Below are 14,496 nucleotides of genomic sequence, written 5' to 3'. Positions count from 1 at the left end.
GACCTGGAGACGCCGGACGATCGGTGGTGAGTGGCGGCTCAGCCGACCGGAACGGGCTCCGGCTCCGCCACGGCCGGCCGGGTCCGGGCGGCCCAGCGCACCACCGGCGGCACCAGCAGCCCGAGCACCAGGAACAGCCCGCCGAGCAGCAGCCAGCCCGGCACGCCCCAGCCGATCGCCAGCGTGGTCACCACCACCGGGGCGATCATCGAGCCGAGCTGCATGCCCATCCCGTACGCGCCCTGGTACTGGCCCTGCGCGTGCGCCGGGGCCAGCCCGAACGAGATGCCCCAGCCGGCCGCCGCGTGCCACAACTCCCCCACCACGTGCACGAGCGCGCCACCGAGCAGCAGCGGCACGGCCACCGCGACCGGCACGCCACCGCCGGCCGCGAAGAGCGCGCAGGCGACCGCGATCACCGCGCCGGCCCGGCGGGCCGCCCGGCCGGCCCCGGTGAGGTCCTCGGTGCCCCGGGAGGCGCGGACCTGGAAGAGCACCACCACCACGGTGTTGACCAGCAGGCAGGCGGAGATCAGCCAGCGCGGCGCGCTCGTGTGCCCGGCGATCCAGAGCGGCAGGGCGATGTTGATGAGGCTGAAGTGCATCGACATGAGCCCGTCGAGCACCGTGAAGGCGAGGAACGGCCGGTCCCGCAGGGCGATCAGCCGCGGCCCGTGGGTGGGCGCCGGCACCGGCGGCACGGGCGGCAGCCGGAACAGCACCGCCGCGGCGACCAGGTAGGTCGCGCAGTCGAGCAGGATCAGCGCCACGTACGCGCCGCGGGTGTCGGCGGCCAGGCCGAAGCCGGCCAGCACGGTGCCGACCGAGATGCCGACGTTGGTGACCGCGCGCAGGTAGGCGCGGGTGCGTACCCGCTGGTCCGGCGGCACCGCGCCGGCGATCAGCGCGCCCCGGGCGCCCCGGGTCGCCGAGTCGGCGACCGCCATGAGCACGCCGACCACGAGGAACCCCGCGAAGGAGCGGACGGCCACCAGGGCGGCCGTGAACCCGGCGGAGGCGAGCAGGGCGGTGATCTGGAGCCCGCGCGGGCCGAGCCGGTCGGCCAGGTAGCCCATCGGTGCGCTGGTCACGAGGCTCACCAGCGCGGTGATGGTGAGGCCGAGACCGACCTGGGCCACCGAGAGACCGACCGAGCGGGTGAGGAAGAGCGCGCTGGCGGTGAGCCAGGTGCCCCGGCCGACGGTGTTGATCAGGGTGGACAGGGCGAGAGTCCGGGACGGGCCCGGTTCGGGAAGCAGGCGCACGCCGACACCTTAGCAAGACGTACGTACGGTTTGCAGCCCCGCCCAACGCGTTGACTTGTCGACGATGCATTGCCGATATATCGTTGATGCATCAGTGATACGACGACAGAAGGAGAGCCCGATGGGTTTCCACCGACGGATGCACGCCGTGCACGACGAGATGCGGATGCGGGGCTTCGGCTTCCCGCCCGTACCCCCGGGGCCGCCGCCGTTCCCGCCCGGACCGCACGGCCACGGCCACGGCCGGGGTGGCCGCGGTCGGGGGCGCGGCCGCCGGCCCAACGTGCGCGGCGCCGTGCTGGCCCTGCTCACCGAGCGGCCGATGCACGGCTACGAGATGATCCAGGAGATCGACTCCCGGACCGGCGGGGCCTGGCGGCCCAGCCCCGGCTCGATCTACCCCACCCTGCAACTGCTGGAGGACGAGGGGGTCATCGCGGCCGCCGCCGACTCCGACGGCGGACGCAAGCGGTTCGCCCTCACCGAGCAGGGGCGGGCCGAGGCCACCGAGGCGGCGCAGACCCCGCCCTGGGGCGAGTTCGCCGAGCAGACCGTGAACAGCTGGCACGACATCCGCGACGCCGGCGCGCAGGCCATGAACGCACTGCGCCAGGTCATGATGACCGGCACCGACGACCAGCGGGCCCGCGCCGCCCAGGTGCTCGACGAGACCCGGCGCAAGCTGTACGCGATCCTCGCCGAGTCCGAGTGAGCCGCCGCTTCGCCGGCCGGGGTGGGCACGGGACCGCCACCCCGGCCGGCGTCGCCGTCAGCCGCCCCGGCGGGCGGTGACCAGCAGGTACTCCCAGCGCATCACCCCGGCGTCGAGATGCCGCCGGGCCAGGTCCGCGAGGTCGCCGTCGAGCGCGGCCACCCGCTCGGGATCCTCGGCCACGGCCCGGTACACCGCGATCGTCGGCCCGTAGTGGGCCTTGAAGTAGTCGCGGAACTCCTCCGCGGTGGCGAACCGGTCCACGGTGACCACCGCGCGGCGCAGCACGAGATCGGCGACCCGGTCACCGAGCAGGGCGCGGACATGCTCCTCGTCGCCCCAGAGCGGGGGCGGCTGCGCGCCGGGCGGCGGCGGGGGCGCGTACGGCTTCATGGCGGCGAACATCTGCCCGATGAACCCCTCCGGCGTCCAACTGGCCAGGGCGATCGTGCCGCCCGGCCGGCACACCCGCACCAGTTCGTCGGCGGCGGCCCGGTGCCGGGGCGCGAACATCACACCCACGCAGGACAGCACCCGGTCGAACTCCCCGTCGGCGTACGGGAGCGCCTCGGCGTCGGCCTCCTGCCACTCCAGCTCCGCGCCACGCTCGGCGGCCAGCGCCCGCCCGATCTCCAGCAGCTCGGGGGTCAGGTCGCTGGCCACCACCCGGGCGCCGGCCAGGGCCGCGGGGATGGCCGCGTTCCCGGTACCGGCCGCGACGTCCAGCACCCGGTCGCCGGGGCCGACGCCCGCCGCCCGCACCAGGGTCGTCCCCAGCTCCGGAATGACCTCCGCGGCGACCGCGGCGTAGCTGCCGAGGGCCCACATCTGCCGGTGCCGGGCCTTCACGGCGCGGTCCACGTCCACCTGTTCGATCATCACTGCTCCTCTGCGTCGTTCCTGGTCCGGACGCTAGGCAGCGGGCGGGCGGCGCCCTAGTACGAGATGTGTACCGGACCCGACAGGCTTCTCCGCCCCGGCGGCGTAGCGTGCCGCCCATGGGGGCCTCCTACCACCAGTTCTGCCCCGTCGCGAAGGCCATGGAGCTGCTCGACGAGCGGTGGACGCTGCTCGTCGTACGGGAGCTGGTGAGCGGCTCCGAGCGCTTCAACGAACTGCGTCGCGGCCTGCCGCGGATGTCGCCCACCCTGCTGTCCCGCCGGCTGCAGCAGCTGGTCCGGGCCGGCGTCATCGAGCGGCACGCCGACGGCACCGACGTGCGCTACGTGCCGACCCAGGCCGGGCGCGAGCTGCGGCCGGTGCTGGAGGCGCTCGGCGCGTGGGGGGTCCGCTGGATCGGCGAGCTGGGCGACGCCGACCTGGACCCGAAGCTGCTGCTGTGGGACATGCACCGGCACGTCGACCACAGCGCGGTCCCGGCCGGGCGGACCGTCGTCCGGTTCCGCTTCCACGACGTCGCGGCCGACCTGCGGGACTGGTGGCTCGTCATCCGGACCGGAGAGACCGACGTCTGCGACGTGGACCCCGGCCACGAGGTGGCCGTCACGGTGGACGCGAGCCTGCGCGCCCTCGTGCAGGTCTGGCTGGGCGACCTGGACTGGCCGGCGGCGCTGCGCGGCGGGGCGGTCACCGTGACCGGCCCGGAGGCGCTGCGCCGGGCACTCCCCCGCTGGTTCACCCTCTCCGAGTTCGCCGCCGTGCCCCGCCCGGTGGCGCGGGTCTGAGACGGCGCGTGCGGCCGCCCCCGGGTGGGGACGGCCGCACGTCGTCGGTGGATCGGCGCGTCAGTGCACGGTGACGGTGGCGCCGCCCGGCACCAGGCCGCGCAGCTCCTCGGGGATCTCGGCGCCCATCTCGTCGGCGATGCGCAGCGCCTCCTCGATCAGCGTCTCCACGATCTGGCTCTCGGGCACGGTCTTGACGACCTGGCCCTTGACGAAGATCTGGCCCTTGCCGTTGCCGGAGGCGACACCGAGGTCGGCCTCGCGGGCCTCACCCGGGCCGTTCACCACGCAGCCCATGACGGCCACGCGCAGCGGCACCGGCAGCCCCTCCAGGCCGGCCGTGACCTCCTCGGCCAGCTTGTAGACGTCGACCTGGGCCCGGCCGCAGGACGGGCAGGAGACGATCTCCAGGCCCCGCTCGCGCAGGCCCAGCGACTCCAGGATCGCGGTGCCGACCTTGATCTCCTCGACCGGCGGGGCGGAGAGCGAGACGCGGATGGTGTCGCCGATCCCCTCGGCCAGCAGCGCGCCGAACGCCACGGCGGACTTGATGGTGCCCTGGAACGCCGGGCCGGCCTCGGTCACGCCCAGGTGCAGCGGGTAGTCGCACTTCTCGGCGAGCTGGCGGTAGGCCCGGATCATCACCACCGGGTCGTTGTGCTTCACCGAGATCTTGATGTCGCGGAAGCCGTGCTCCTCGAACAGCGAGCACTCCCAGAGCGCCGACTCGACCAGCGCCTCGGCGGTGGCCTTGCCGTACTTGGCCAGGAGGCGCTTGTCCAGCGAGCCGGCGTTCACGCCGATCCGGATCGGCACGCCCGCGTCACCGGCCGCCTTCGCGATCTCCTTGACCTTGTCGTCGAACTGGCGGATGTTGCCCGGGTTCACCCGTACCGCGGCGCAGCCGGCGTCGATCGCCGCGAAGACATACTTCGGCTGGAAGTGGATGTCGGCGATCACCGGGATCTGCGACTTCTTCGCGATCGCGGGCAGCGCCTCGACGTCGTCCTGGGAGGGCACGGCCACCCGGACGATCTGGCACCCGGACGCGGTCAGCTCGGCGATCTGCTGGAGCGTCGCGTTCACGTCGGCGGTCAGGGTGGTGGTCATGGACTGCACCGAGACCGGCGCGCCCCCACCGACCGGCACCGAGCCGACCATGATCTGGCGGCTGGCCCGGCGGGGGGCGAGCGGCGGCGGCGGTACTGGGGGCATACCGAGACTGACAGCGGTCACTTCAGGCACTCACCTTGAGAAGAGCGTGATGGGGTTGACGACGTCCGCGGTGACGGTCAGCAGCGTGAACGCGCCACCGATGAGGATCACCGCGTACGTGATGGGCATGAGCTTGAGGTAGTCGACGCGGCCGGGGTCGGCCCGGCCGATCCGGGCGTAGAGCCAGGAGCGGGCCCGCTCGAACCAGGCGATGGCGATGTGGCCGCCGTCCAGCGGGAGAAGCGGCAGCAGGTTGAACACGCCGATGAAGAAGTTCAGCGAGACGAAGAGCATGAAGAACACCAGCCAGGCGTTGTTCTCCACGGCCTCGCCGCCGAGCCGGCTGGCGCCGACCACGCTGATCGGGGTGTCCACGTCCCGCTCGCCACCGGTGACCGCGGTCCACAGGGCGGGGACCTTCTGGGGGATCCGCTGCATGGCGTGCAGGGTCTGCACCGCCATGTTGCCGGTGAAGTCGGCGGTCGCGCCGAACGCGGCGGCCGGACCGTACTGGACCCGGGTGGGCGTGCTCGGCCGGAGCGCGACGCCGAGGGCGGAGACCGCCGACGTGGCGCCCTTGGGGTCGTCCAGCGGCGGGCGCTGCACGGCGGCCAGGTCGACCGTGGCGCTGGCCGGCTTGCCGTCGCGCACGTAGTCGACGGTGGCCGCGCCCGGCGGGATCGCGCGGACGACGTCCAACATGTCGCCCCAGGTGGAGACCGGCTTGCCGTTCACCGCGGTGATCCGGTCGCCGTCCTGGAGCTGGGCCTTGCCGGCCGGGCTGGCCGGGTCGCCGGCCTGGCAGGCGCGGGCCGCGTTCTCCACCACCACGCACGGGGCCAGGGCGATCACGGCGGGCTCGGCCTTGAAGCCCTCCTCGGTGCTCGGGAAGTCCGGGTTGGGCAGGCCGGCCGAGACCGCGATGATCCAGAGGGTCACGAGGGCCAGGGCGAAATGGGTGATGGAGCCGGCGGACATCACGATCGTCCGCTTCCACACCGGGTAGCGCCACATGGCGCGCTTCTCGTCCCCCGGTTCGACGTCGTCGTCCTGCGGGGTCATCCCGACGATCTTGCAGAAGCCGCCGAGCGGGATGCCCTTGACGCCGTACTCGGTCTCGCCCCGCTTGAACGACCAGAGCGTCGGCCCGAAGCCGACGAAGTAGCGGGTGACCTTCATCCCGAACGCCTTGGCGGTGAGCATGTGCCCCGCCTCGTGAAGGCTGACCGAGATGAGGATCGCCAGGGCGAAGAGCACCACCCCGAGCAGGTAGACCATCAGGCTCCTTCCAGCGACCCGGCGATGATCGCCTGGGCGTGCCCCCGTGCCCACGACTCGGCGGCGAGCACGTCCTCGACGGTACCTGGTTCGTCGAAGTCCGGAGCGTCCTCCAACACCCGTTCCAGGGTGTCGACGATCCCGAGGAAGGGCAGCCGGCCGGCCACGAACGCCGCCACGCACTCCTCGTTCGCCGCGTTGTAGATCGCCGGCCGGCAACGCCCGGCCGCACCGGCCGCCTTGGCGAGCGCGACGGCCGGGAAGGCGGCGGCGTCGAGCGGGAAGAACTCCCAGCTGTGGGCCTTCGTCCAGTCGACCGCGGCGGCGGCACCGGGCACCCGGTCCGGCCAGCCGAGACCGAGCGCGATGGGCAGCCGCATGTCCGGCGGGCTGGCCTGGGCGAGCGTCGAGCCGTCGGCGAACTCGACCATCGAGTGGATCACCGACTGCGGGTGGACCATCACCTCGATGTCGGCGTACGGCACGTCGAACAGCTCGTGCGCCTCGATCACCTCCAGGGCCTTGTTGACCATGGTGGCGGAGTTGATCGTCACGACCGGCCCCATGTTCCAGGTCGGGTGCGCCAACGCCTGCTCCGGCGTGACCTCGGTCAACTCGTCACGCCGCCGGCCCCGGAACGGCCCGCCGCTGGCGGTCACCACGAGCCGGCGCACCTCACCGCGGGTGCCGCCACGCAGGCACTGCGCCAGCGCCGAGTGCTCCGAGTCGACCGGGACGATCTGCCCCGGCCGCGTCACCGCGGCCTTGACCAGCGGGCCGCCGGCCACCAGCGACTCCTTGTTGGCGAGCGCGAGGGTACGCCCGGCGCGCAGCGCCGCCAGGGTCGGCGCGAGCCCCAGCGAGCCGACCACCGCGTTGAGCACCACGTCACAGGGCCACTCGGACAGCTCGGTCATCGCGTCCGGCCCGGCCACGATCTTGGGCAGCCGGAAGTCGCCGGTGGCCCAGCCGCGCCGGCTCGCCTCGGCGTAGAACGCGAGCTGGAGATCCTGGGCGGCCGACGCCCGGGCCACCCCGACCGCCTCCACGCCCAGTTCGAGGGCCTGCGCGGCGAGCAGTTCCACGTTGCCGCCGCCGGCGCCGAGAGCCACCACCCGGAACCGGTCCGGGTTGCGCCGGACGATGTCGATGGCCTGGGTGCCGACCGATCCGGTCGAGCCGAGCAGGACGAGGGCGCGGGGAGACGTCACGCGCCCATTCTTCCCCAGCCCTCCTGAACGCCCACTGGGAGCCTCACTCCCCCGCACCGGACGCCTCCTTCCACGCAGGGTACGCCACGGTGAGTCGCCAAGATCCGGCGCGCGCTACCGGGCGGCGGCGAGGCGACGGGCGGCCTCCTCCGCCGGCTGGCCGAGCAGGCCCCGGGCGTGCAGGTAGGCGAGCAGCTCGTCGCGTTGCTCCGCGTCCAGCCCGTCGACCCGGGCGGGAAGCACTTGGTGCCGCCCGATCCGGAAGATCAGGTGGTACGGAACGGGTTCGACCCGCTCCACGGCGGGCCAGCGGACCAGGCAGTCCATCAGCTCGCCGTCGTAGCGCACCCCCTCGTCGCTCACGGACCAGACGATGGGACGCCCGTAGAGCTTCCAGTTGATGCTGACCGTCCGGTGGCCGGCCCACCAGGCGACCAGCGCGAGCGCGACGGCGGCGGCACCCGCGATCACGACCCCGGGAGTGTCACCCACGGACCACGCCAGGAGGGCCAGCAGCGCCAGCACGCCGGCGCAGAGCCAGAACACGAGCAGGGTCCGGCGGAAGGCCCGGCGCAGCGCGACACCGAACAGCTTCCGGTCGGGCTGCGCCGTGAAAGTGATCAACACGAGCGGAGACGATACGTCCGCCGCCCGCCCGACGGCTACGCCGCGAGGACGAACGTTTCCAGTTCGGCGCCGCCGTACCAGTCGGTGCGGATGCCGAGGTGGGTCATGCCGAGGCGCCGCGCCACCGCCATCGACGGCTCGTTGCCGGCCATCACCACGGCGTAGACCTGCCGGGTGCCGGTGGCGAACTCGCGGTCCAGCACGGCCCGGGCCGCCTCGGTGGCGTAGCCGTGCCCCTGGGCGTCGGGGTGCAGGTGCCAGCCGACCTCGAGGTCGTCCGTGGGTGTCACCCCGTCCCGTCCGGGCAGCGGCTTGAGCAGGACGCTGCCGGCCGCCCGGGCGGCCCCGCGCGGCTCGATGGCCCAGAGACCCCAGCGGCCCGCGTACGGGGCGTAGCGCTCACGCCAGGAGTGCACCCGCTCGCGCGCATCGGCCGGGTCCGTCATCCGCCCCGCGCCGCCGCCCAGCCAGCGCATCACCTCGTCCCGGGAGTAGATGTCGTAGATCCGGGCCAGGTCGCCGGGCGACTCCGTCCAGTCCCGGACCACCAGCCGCTCGGTCGAGGTGATCACACGCCGGATCGTAATGCGTGCCGTGCCGCCGTAGGGGGAACGAGGTGGCGATGGGCGAGCGGTGGCAGGCGGCGAAGCGGATCACCGGCACGGCGTTCCGGCCGGTACGCGGGCGGGACCTCTCGCTGCACGCCGCCGCGATCACGTTCTACGGCGCGATCGCCGTGGTGCCGGTCGCGCTGCTGGCGATCTGGCTCACCGGGCTGGTGGCCGGGGACGACCGGGTGCGGCGGCTCACCGGGTACGCCATCGACACCCTGCCCACCGACATCGGCGCCGACCGGGCGGTGGCCGCGCTGGTGGAGGCCGGTTTGGGGCTGACCCCGCTGCTCGCGCTGGCCTCGCTGCTGCCGGCGTCGCTCTACGGCGAGGGGCTGCGCCGGGCGTTCGTCTCGGTGGCCACCCCGCCGGGCCCGGCCGGGGCCCTGGTCGGCTGGCGCGGACGGCTGCTGCTGCTCCCGCTGCTCGCCCCGGCCCCGGCGTTGCTGCTGGCGGTGCTCATGGCACTGCCGGTCACCACGCACCTGGTCAAGCAGGGTGGCTGGCTCGGCGCGCTCGGGGTGGTGCTCTCCTTCCTGGCCACCTGGCTCGTGCTCACCCCGGTGCTGGTCTGGGTGTTCCGGGTGGTCGGGCCGGCCGCACCGGACTGGCTCGCCACGGTGGGCCTGGGCTCGTTCACCGCGGCGAACCTGTCCGGCTTCCTGCACGGCTTCGTGCTGTTCTGCTCGCTGCCGCTGGATCTGGGTGCGCCGTTCGGCGGGTTCGACGAGATCGGCGGCGGGGTCGCCGTGCTGCTGTGGCTCTACCTGTTCCACGTGATCGTGCTGGCCGGCTACTCGGCCACCCTGGCGCTGTCCCGCTGGCGGGCCATCCGGGCGGCGGCGCGCGCCTGATCGCCGGCGTCGGTCTCGTGGGGCCGTCGCGGCGGTGGACGCGGGCCGGCTCCGCCGACCCCTCCCCGGACCGGGCCTCGCGCCACTAGGCTGCCCGGGCATGAGCGATGCGAGTGAGCTGCCGTCCCGCGCCGACGTCGTCGTGGTCGGCTCCGGGCACAACGGTCTGGTCTCGGCGATCCTGCTGGCCCGCGCCGGCCTCGACGTGCTGGTGCTGGAAGCGGCCGAGATGATCGGCGGGGCGACCCGCACCGAGACCCCGTTCCCCAAGGTGCCCGAGCTGCGGCACTCCACCGGGTCGTACCTGCTCGGGCTGATGCCGCCGGAGCTGCTCGCCACCCTCGACGTGACGATCCCGGTGCTGCGCCGCGACCCGCACTACTTCCTGCCGACCCCGGGCGGGCTGGGCTCCCCGTACCTGCTCTTCGGCAGCGACGCCGCAGCGAGCCGGCGGCAGCTCGCGGAGATGTTCTCGCCCGAGGACGCGGCCGCCGACGACGCGCTCCAGGCCGAGCTGGCCCAGCTCCGCGAGGACCTGGCGCCGGCCTGGCTCACCGAGCCGCTGCCGGTGGAGGAGACCGCCGAGCGGTACGTCCGGCCCGCCCTCCGGCAGGTCTTCGTCGACCTCGTCCGCGGCTCGGTCGCCGACTACCTGGCCCGCTTCGAGTTCCGCTCCGAGCTGCTGGTCAGCATGTACGCGGTCACCGACGGCCTCTCCGGGCTCAACGCCGGGCCGGACGACCCCGGCACCGGGCACAACTTCCTCGTGCACAACATGTGCCGCCTGCCCGGCTCGGGAGGCACCTGGATGATCGCCCGGGGCGGCATGGGCACCGTCTCCCGGACCTTCGCCGACGCCGCGCGGGCGGCCGGCGCCCGCATCGTGACCGGCGCGCCGGTCACCGCCGTCACCCTCGACGGCGGCGCGGCGGGCGGGGTGGTGCTGGCCGACGGGCGGGAGGTGGCCGCCTCCGTGGTGCTCGGGGCCTGCGACCCGTACCGGTTGATGGACCTGCTGCCCGACGGCGCGCTCCCGGCGGAGCTGGGCGCGCGGATGGCGGCGGTCCGCCGGCCCGGCACCACGCTCAAGCTCAACCTGGCGCTCACCGGCCTGCCCCGGTTCTCCTGCCTGCCGGCGGACGCGCCGAGCCCGTTCGGCTCCACCATCCACCTGCTCCCCGGCTCGGCCTCCCTGGTCGGCGCCGGCGGCGAACCGCCGATGGCCGCGCTGCGCGCCATGTGGGCGGACGTCCAGGCCGGGCGGCTGCCCGAGGAGCCGACCATCGAGTGGTACCTGCACACCACCGTCGACCCGTCGCTCTCGGACGGCGCCGGGCACCACTCGTCGGCGCTGTTCGTCCAGTCGGTCCCCTACGAGCTGGCCGGCACCACCTGGGACGCCGCGCTGCCCGGCTACGTGGACCGGCTCGTCGAGATCTGCGAGCGGTACGCCCCGGGCACCGCCGACCTGATCGCGGACGCCGTGCCGCTGCCCCCGCCCGGGATCGAGGCCCACTTCGGCATCACCGGCGGCCACATCCACCACGTCGACAACACGGTCTCGTTCGCCGACCGGATGCCCTACGCCACGGGGATCGACGGCGTCTACGCGGGCAGCGCCGGATGCCACCCGGCCGGCAGCGTGATCGGCGCGGCCGGCCACAACGCCGCCCAGCGCATCCTCAACGACCTCGGTCGCTGACCGTACCGCCGGCCCCGGCGGAGCGGGGCAGGTCGCCGGGGCGGCGGATGAGGGAGAGGCCGACGAGCAGCAGCAGGTAGAGGAGCAGGCTGAGGATCGGGTCGACGAAGACGAAGGCGAAGGCGAACGTGTAGAGCAGCGGGCGCACCACCAGCCGCCGCGAGACCGCCCGGGCCAGTTGCGGGTCCAGGGCGGGGTGCAGCAGCCGGTGCCGGCGCGCCCACCACCAGCTCAGGTTGAAGAAGAGCGACTCGCACAGCACGGTGCCGAGATAGAGGACGGCGGTCAGCCGCTGCTCGGTCGGGCTGCCGCGCAGGTTGTCCGCCAGCAGGTCGGCGGTGAACGGGATCGCCGCCACGAAGAGCAGCACGAGCAGGTTGAACATGAGCAGCACCTGGTCGACCCGGACCACGTACCGCCACATGTTGTGGTGGCCGAGCCAGATCTGGCCGGCGATCCCGAAGGTGATCACGTAGGCCAGATAGGTCGGCCAGGCGTGGACGAGGGCGTCGGGGAGCTCCCGCCCGGGGTCCCGGGCCGGCCCGTTCTGCAGCAGTTCGACGGCCATCACCGTCAGCACGACCGCGAAGACGCCGTCGCTGAACGTCTCCACCCGGGACGCGTCCCGGGTCATCTCCCGGTCGCGCCCGAACCGGTACCCGCCCCCGCCCGCGCCGTCCGCCACGCCGCCCCCTTCCGACCTGATGGTCACCCGGCGGGGGCGGCGGGCGGGGGGAAACTCAGCTGATCGCCTCGCCGGCGGGTGCCGGGGTCTCCGCGTCGGCGCGATGTGCGCGGATCTTGTGGCCGACGCTGGTCAGGCAGCGGCCGCTGGACAGGTCGAACTTCCACCCGTGCAGCTGGCAGGTGAGCTGGTCGCCCTCGACGATGCCGAAGCGGCTCAGGTCCGCCTTGAGGTGCGGGCAGCGGCGCTGCACCACCCAGCCGTCAAGGGTGATGTCCTCGGCGTCGACGGCCCGCTCGTGCTCGTCGTACCAGCCCTCGGCGTACTGGAGGCGCTCCTCGGAGAGGCACTTGAAGAACGCGTAGACGAACTCGTTGTACTGGCCGATCCGGGCCGCCGAGAACCGGCAGGAGAGGAAGAGCGAGTTGACCCAGTCGACCTCGCCGATGTGCAGCAGGTGCTCGATGAGCGCCCGCTCGGTGCGGAACCGGTAGCGGACCTTCTCGTCCGCGTACGGCCGGACCTCCTTGCCGGGGAAGTCCACCACGATCGACTCGACGCTCTCACCGTCGTAGCCCACGAGGTCGAACCGGACCGGACCGCCCACGCCCTTGGCCAGGTAGATCGACTCGTCCAGCAGCGGCTCGATCCGGCGCTTCATCTCGCCCAGCACGTCCACCTCGGGGTGCCGCCAGGACGCCTTCTCCGCCTCGATGATCGGGCGCTTGCGCTCCCGCATCTCCTCCAGGTGGGCCCGCTTGTTCGCGAAGAACTCCTCGACCGGCACCGGGTGGGTGGTGGTCGCGCCCTCGGTGGTCACCTCGGCGACGCTGCCCGGCAGCAGCACGATGCCGTTGGTGCCGCCGACCTTCGCGTACTCGGACAGGAACACCGACTGGTCGGGGAAGATGTTCCCCTCGTCGCCGAAGATGTCGTTGAACTGGAACAGCTCGTCGTCGAGGAAGCAGGGCGGACCGGCGATCGGGAAGACGTGGTCGGCCTTCAGGTCGTCGATGTAGCGCCAGGTGCGGTCGAACTGCCGGTCGCGCTTCTGCTTGCCGAACGCGGTCTTCGCGGCCTGAGGCAGCTCGTAGACCATCGGGTACCAGATCGCGCCGGAGAACTGCAGCAGGTGGGCGTGCACGTGGCCCAGCTCGGCGAAGACGGTCAGGTCGGTCGGGCGGGCGTCGTTCTGGTTGAGCAGCCGGACCCCGTCGTACTCGACCCAGAGCGACGAGTCGCCGATCGGGCCGTCGGTCGGGCTGGTCAGCGCCTGAATCATGATCTTCAGGCCGCCGGGCAGCTCCACGACCTGCTCGTTCGGGGCCTTGAGGAACTTCGTGAAGCCCAGCTCCCGCAGCTCGTCCTCCATCTCCGAGGTGGGGAACTCGGGCAGCAGGACGGTGGCGTCCTTGGAGATGTGGTCGCGCAGGTGCTTGGCGTCGAAGTGGTCCCGGTGCAGGTGCGACACGTAGAGGTAGTCGCACTGGCCGAGCGTCGCCCAGTCGAGCTGGGAGTTGTCCGGGAAGGGAAACCAGGAGGCGAAGTAGGCAGGGTTGACCCACGGGTCGCACAGGATGCTGCCCGCGGCCGTGTCGATCCGCATGCTGGCATGGCCCGTACCGGTCACTCGCACCGTAGTCCCCCTCAAAAAGGCATCAGGCGTACGTCAAGACGCTACCGGAGGCAGTGTGGTCGCCGTCCCGCGACGCCGGTAGTGACCTTCCGCCCCGGCCGAGCGGGTCCGACGGCCCGGGGCGCGTCAGCCCTCGATCACTCCGGTCCAGCTCCGCCGCTGCGGGGCGGGCGCGCACCAGGCGTCCATCAGCCCGGCGATGCGCTCCACCGGCGCCGCGAGGTGCACCCGCTGGCCGCCGGCGACCTGGTGGTCGCGATCCTGGTGCACGGTCCCCTCGCTGCAGCAGGCACACAGGGCCCGTACGCCGCTGGCCGGCTCCGCCGCGTACCCGTGCTCGTCGAAGAGCCCGGCCAGCGCGCGGACGTCCTCCGGCGTGGCGGCGACGACCTCGACGGTGGTGGTCGGCAGCTCCGAGGCCCGGAACAGCAGCAGCTCGTCGAAGACCGGGTACGTCCGGCCGTCGACCGCCCGCTCCCCGTTGGGCGCGCCGTCGTGCACCACGACCTCGCCGAACCGGCGGCCGGAACCCGGCGTCGGCACGTTCAGCACGCGGGCCCGGGTGGGGCAGAGCCGCCGGGCCCAGACCACCTCGCCGCCGCTGAGCCGGATCGGCGTGGCGCCGAAGTCCGCCTCGATCTCGCCCTCGCCGTCCGGGATGTCCAGCCCGTATCCCGCCCAGGCGTCCCGCGCCGTCGCCCAGTCCTCCATGACCGTCGCCGCGATGCCCAGGTTCCAGAACGCCGGGTCCCCGCTGCCGCGCGTCGCCCGGGCGGCCGCCTCCCGCCCCAGGTCGTACGCCTTGGCCCAGTTCCGCAGGAACTTGTACGCCAGCGCCGCGTTGTACCACCACGACTCGGCCGCGGGGAGGTCCGGGTACCGCCGGGCCAGGCGCTCCCACAGTTCACCGGCGACCGGCCAGTCCTCGGCGTCCCACGCCTGCTGGGCCCGCTTGTACAGCTCGCGGTCGTCCTCGCGGGTCATGTCTCCCCCACCATCAGGTCGGACCCCGCAC

Annotated in this window: 14 protein-coding genes; 4 read left to right on the top strand and 10 right to left on the bottom strand. The window is 73.2% G+C overall.

The window, feature by feature from the left end; genetic code table 11:
* Window positions 1-38: 38 nt before the first annotated feature.
* Window positions 39-1,265 carry an MFS transporter gene (locus GCE86_RS01290; protein ID WP_154225196.1) on the bottom strand — a complete coding sequence of 409 codons (1,227 nt, stop codon included), beginning with the start codon at window positions 1,263-1,265 and terminating at the stop codon, window positions 39-41.
* Window positions 1,266-1,386: 121 nt separating this feature from the next.
* On the opposite strand from GCE86_RS01290, the gene GCE86_RS01285 reads away from it, so the two are divergent.
* On the top strand, window positions 1,387-1,977 hold the full coding sequence (locus GCE86_RS01285; RefSeq protein ID WP_154225195.1) for a PadR family transcriptional regulator: 591 nt from the start codon (window positions 1,387-1,389) through the stop codon (window positions 1,975-1,977).
* A gap of 57 nt (window positions 1,978-2,034) precedes the next feature.
* Here GCE86_RS01285 and GCE86_RS01280 read toward each other — a convergent pair whose 3' ends face one another.
* Complete coding sequence (locus GCE86_RS01280; protein WP_154225194.1) at window positions 2,035-2,856, bottom strand: class I SAM-dependent methyltransferase; 822 nt, start codon at window positions 2,854-2,856, stop codon at window positions 2,035-2,037.
* Window positions 2,857-2,975: 119 nt separating this feature from the next.
* On the opposite strand from GCE86_RS01280, the gene GCE86_RS01275 reads away from it, so the two are divergent.
* On the top strand, window positions 2,976-3,662 hold the full coding sequence (locus GCE86_RS01275) for a winged helix-turn-helix transcriptional regulator (protein WP_154225193.1): 687 nt from the start codon (window positions 2,976-2,978) through the stop codon (window positions 3,660-3,662).
* Window positions 3,663-3,722: 60 nt separating this feature from the next.
* Here the strand turns inward: GCE86_RS01275 and ispG are convergent, their stop codons facing one another.
* From ispG to GCE86_RS01250, 5 genes are all read right to left on the bottom strand, one after another.
* On the bottom strand, window positions 3,723-4,898 hold the full coding sequence (gene ispG, locus GCE86_RS01270) for a flavodoxin-dependent (E)-4-hydroxy-3-methylbut-2-enyl-diphosphate synthase (protein ID WP_154225192.1): 1,176 nt from the start codon (window positions 4,896-4,898) through the stop codon (window positions 3,723-3,725).
* Between the two features lie 9 nt (window positions 4,899-4,907).
* Window positions 4,908-6,155 (bottom strand): M50 family metallopeptidase, encoded by a 1,248-nt coding sequence (locus GCE86_RS01265; RefSeq protein ID WP_154225191.1) that lies wholly within the window; start codon window positions 6,153-6,155, stop codon window positions 4,908-4,910.
* On the bottom strand, window positions 6,155-7,366 hold the full coding sequence (dxr, locus tag GCE86_RS01260) for a 1-deoxy-D-xylulose-5-phosphate reductoisomerase (RefSeq protein ID WP_154225190.1): 1,212 nt from the start codon (window positions 7,364-7,366) through the stop codon (window positions 6,155-6,157). The genes GCE86_RS01265 and dxr overlap by 1 nt, the downstream gene beginning before the upstream one ends.
* Before the next feature lie 114 nt (window positions 7,367-7,480).
* Window positions 7,481-7,993 carry a YcxB family protein gene (locus GCE86_RS01255; RefSeq protein WP_154225189.1) on the bottom strand — a complete coding sequence of 171 codons (513 nt, stop codon included), beginning with the start codon at window positions 7,991-7,993 and terminating at the stop codon, window positions 7,481-7,483.
* A gap of 35 nt (window positions 7,994-8,028) precedes the next feature.
* Entirely contained in the window at window positions 8,029-8,565 is a 537-nt protein-coding gene (locus GCE86_RS01250; RefSeq protein WP_154225188.1) for a GNAT family N-acetyltransferase, read from the bottom strand.
* Window positions 8,566-8,615: 50 nt separating this feature from the next.
* Between GCE86_RS01250 and GCE86_RS01245 the strand changes: the two genes are divergently transcribed.
* Together GCE86_RS01245 and GCE86_RS01240 are read left to right on the top strand one after the other, a co-directional pair.
* The gene (locus GCE86_RS01245) at window positions 8,616-9,458 is read left to right on the top strand and encodes a YhjD/YihY/BrkB family envelope integrity protein (protein WP_154225187.1); all 843 of its coding nucleotides are present in this window, start codon (window positions 8,616-8,618) and stop codon (window positions 9,456-9,458) included.
* 100 nt (window positions 9,459-9,558) lie between these two features.
* A complete protein-coding gene (locus tag GCE86_RS01240) occupies window positions 9,559-11,160 on the top strand; it encodes a phytoene desaturase family protein (protein WP_154225186.1) in 1,602 nt (533 codons plus the stop codon).
* Here the strand turns inward: GCE86_RS01240 and GCE86_RS01235 are convergent.
* The 3 genes from GCE86_RS01235 to GCE86_RS01225 all read right to left on the bottom strand — a co-directional run bounded on the left by GCE86_RS01235 (window position 11,141) and on the right by GCE86_RS01225 (window position 14,465).
* Complete coding sequence (locus tag GCE86_RS01235; protein ID WP_154230283.1) at window positions 11,141-11,794, bottom strand: TMEM175 family protein; 654 nt, start codon at window positions 11,792-11,794, stop codon at window positions 11,141-11,143. The genes GCE86_RS01240 and GCE86_RS01235 overlap by 20 nt on opposite strands.
* 106 nt (window positions 11,795-11,900) lie before the next feature.
* Window positions 11,901-13,481, bottom strand: a complete 1,581-nt coding sequence (locus GCE86_RS01230) for a Rieske 2Fe-2S domain-containing protein (RefSeq protein WP_154225185.1) — start codon at window positions 13,479-13,481, stop codon at window positions 11,901-11,903.
* 126 nt (window positions 13,482-13,607) lie between these two features.
* Entirely contained in the window at window positions 13,608-14,465 is an 858-nt protein-coding gene (locus GCE86_RS01225; protein ID WP_154225184.1) for an outer membrane protein assembly factor BamD, read from the bottom strand.
* Between the last annotated feature and the right edge of the window lie 31 nt (window positions 14,466-14,496).

Origin of the sequence: Micromonospora terminaliae (genome assembly GCF_009671205.1) — a bacterium.
GTDB classification, from domain to species: domain Bacteria; phylum Actinomycetota; class Actinomycetes; order Mycobacteriales; family Micromonosporaceae; genus Micromonospora; species Micromonospora terminaliae.
This window is presented reverse-complemented; position numbering and strand designations above follow the sequence as displayed.

Coding starts and splice junctions, on each gene's coding strand:
- GCE86_RS01235 (WP_154230283.1), bottom strand. CDS start 11,794: ATGACCCGGGACGCGTCCCGGGTGGAGACGTTCAGCGACGGCGTCTTC.
- GCE86_RS01280 (WP_154225194.1), bottom strand. CDS start 2,856: ATGATCGAACAGGTGGACGTGGACCGCGCCGTGAAGGCCCGGCACCGG.
- GCE86_RS01240 (WP_154225186.1), top strand. CDS start 9,559: ATGAGCGATGCGAGTGAGCTGCCGTCCCGCGCCGACGTCGTCGTGGTC.
- GCE86_RS01285 (WP_154225195.1), top strand. CDS start 1,387: ATGGGTTTCCACCGACGGATGCACGCCGTGCACGACGAGATGCGGATG.
- GCE86_RS01265 (WP_154225191.1), bottom strand. CDS start 6,155: ATGGTCTACCTGCTCGGGGTGGTGCTCTTCGCCCTGGCGATCCTCATC.
- GCE86_RS01225 (WP_154225184.1), bottom strand. CDS start 14,465: ATGACCCGCGAGGACGACCGCGAGCTGTACAAGCGGGCCCAGCAGGCG.
- GCE86_RS01275 (WP_154225193.1), top strand. CDS start 2,976: ATGGGGGCCTCCTACCACCAGTTCTGCCCCGTCGCGAAGGCCATGGAG.
- GCE86_RS01245 (WP_154225187.1), top strand. CDS start 8,616: ATGGGCGAGCGGTGGCAGGCGGCGAAGCGGATCACCGGCACGGCGTTC.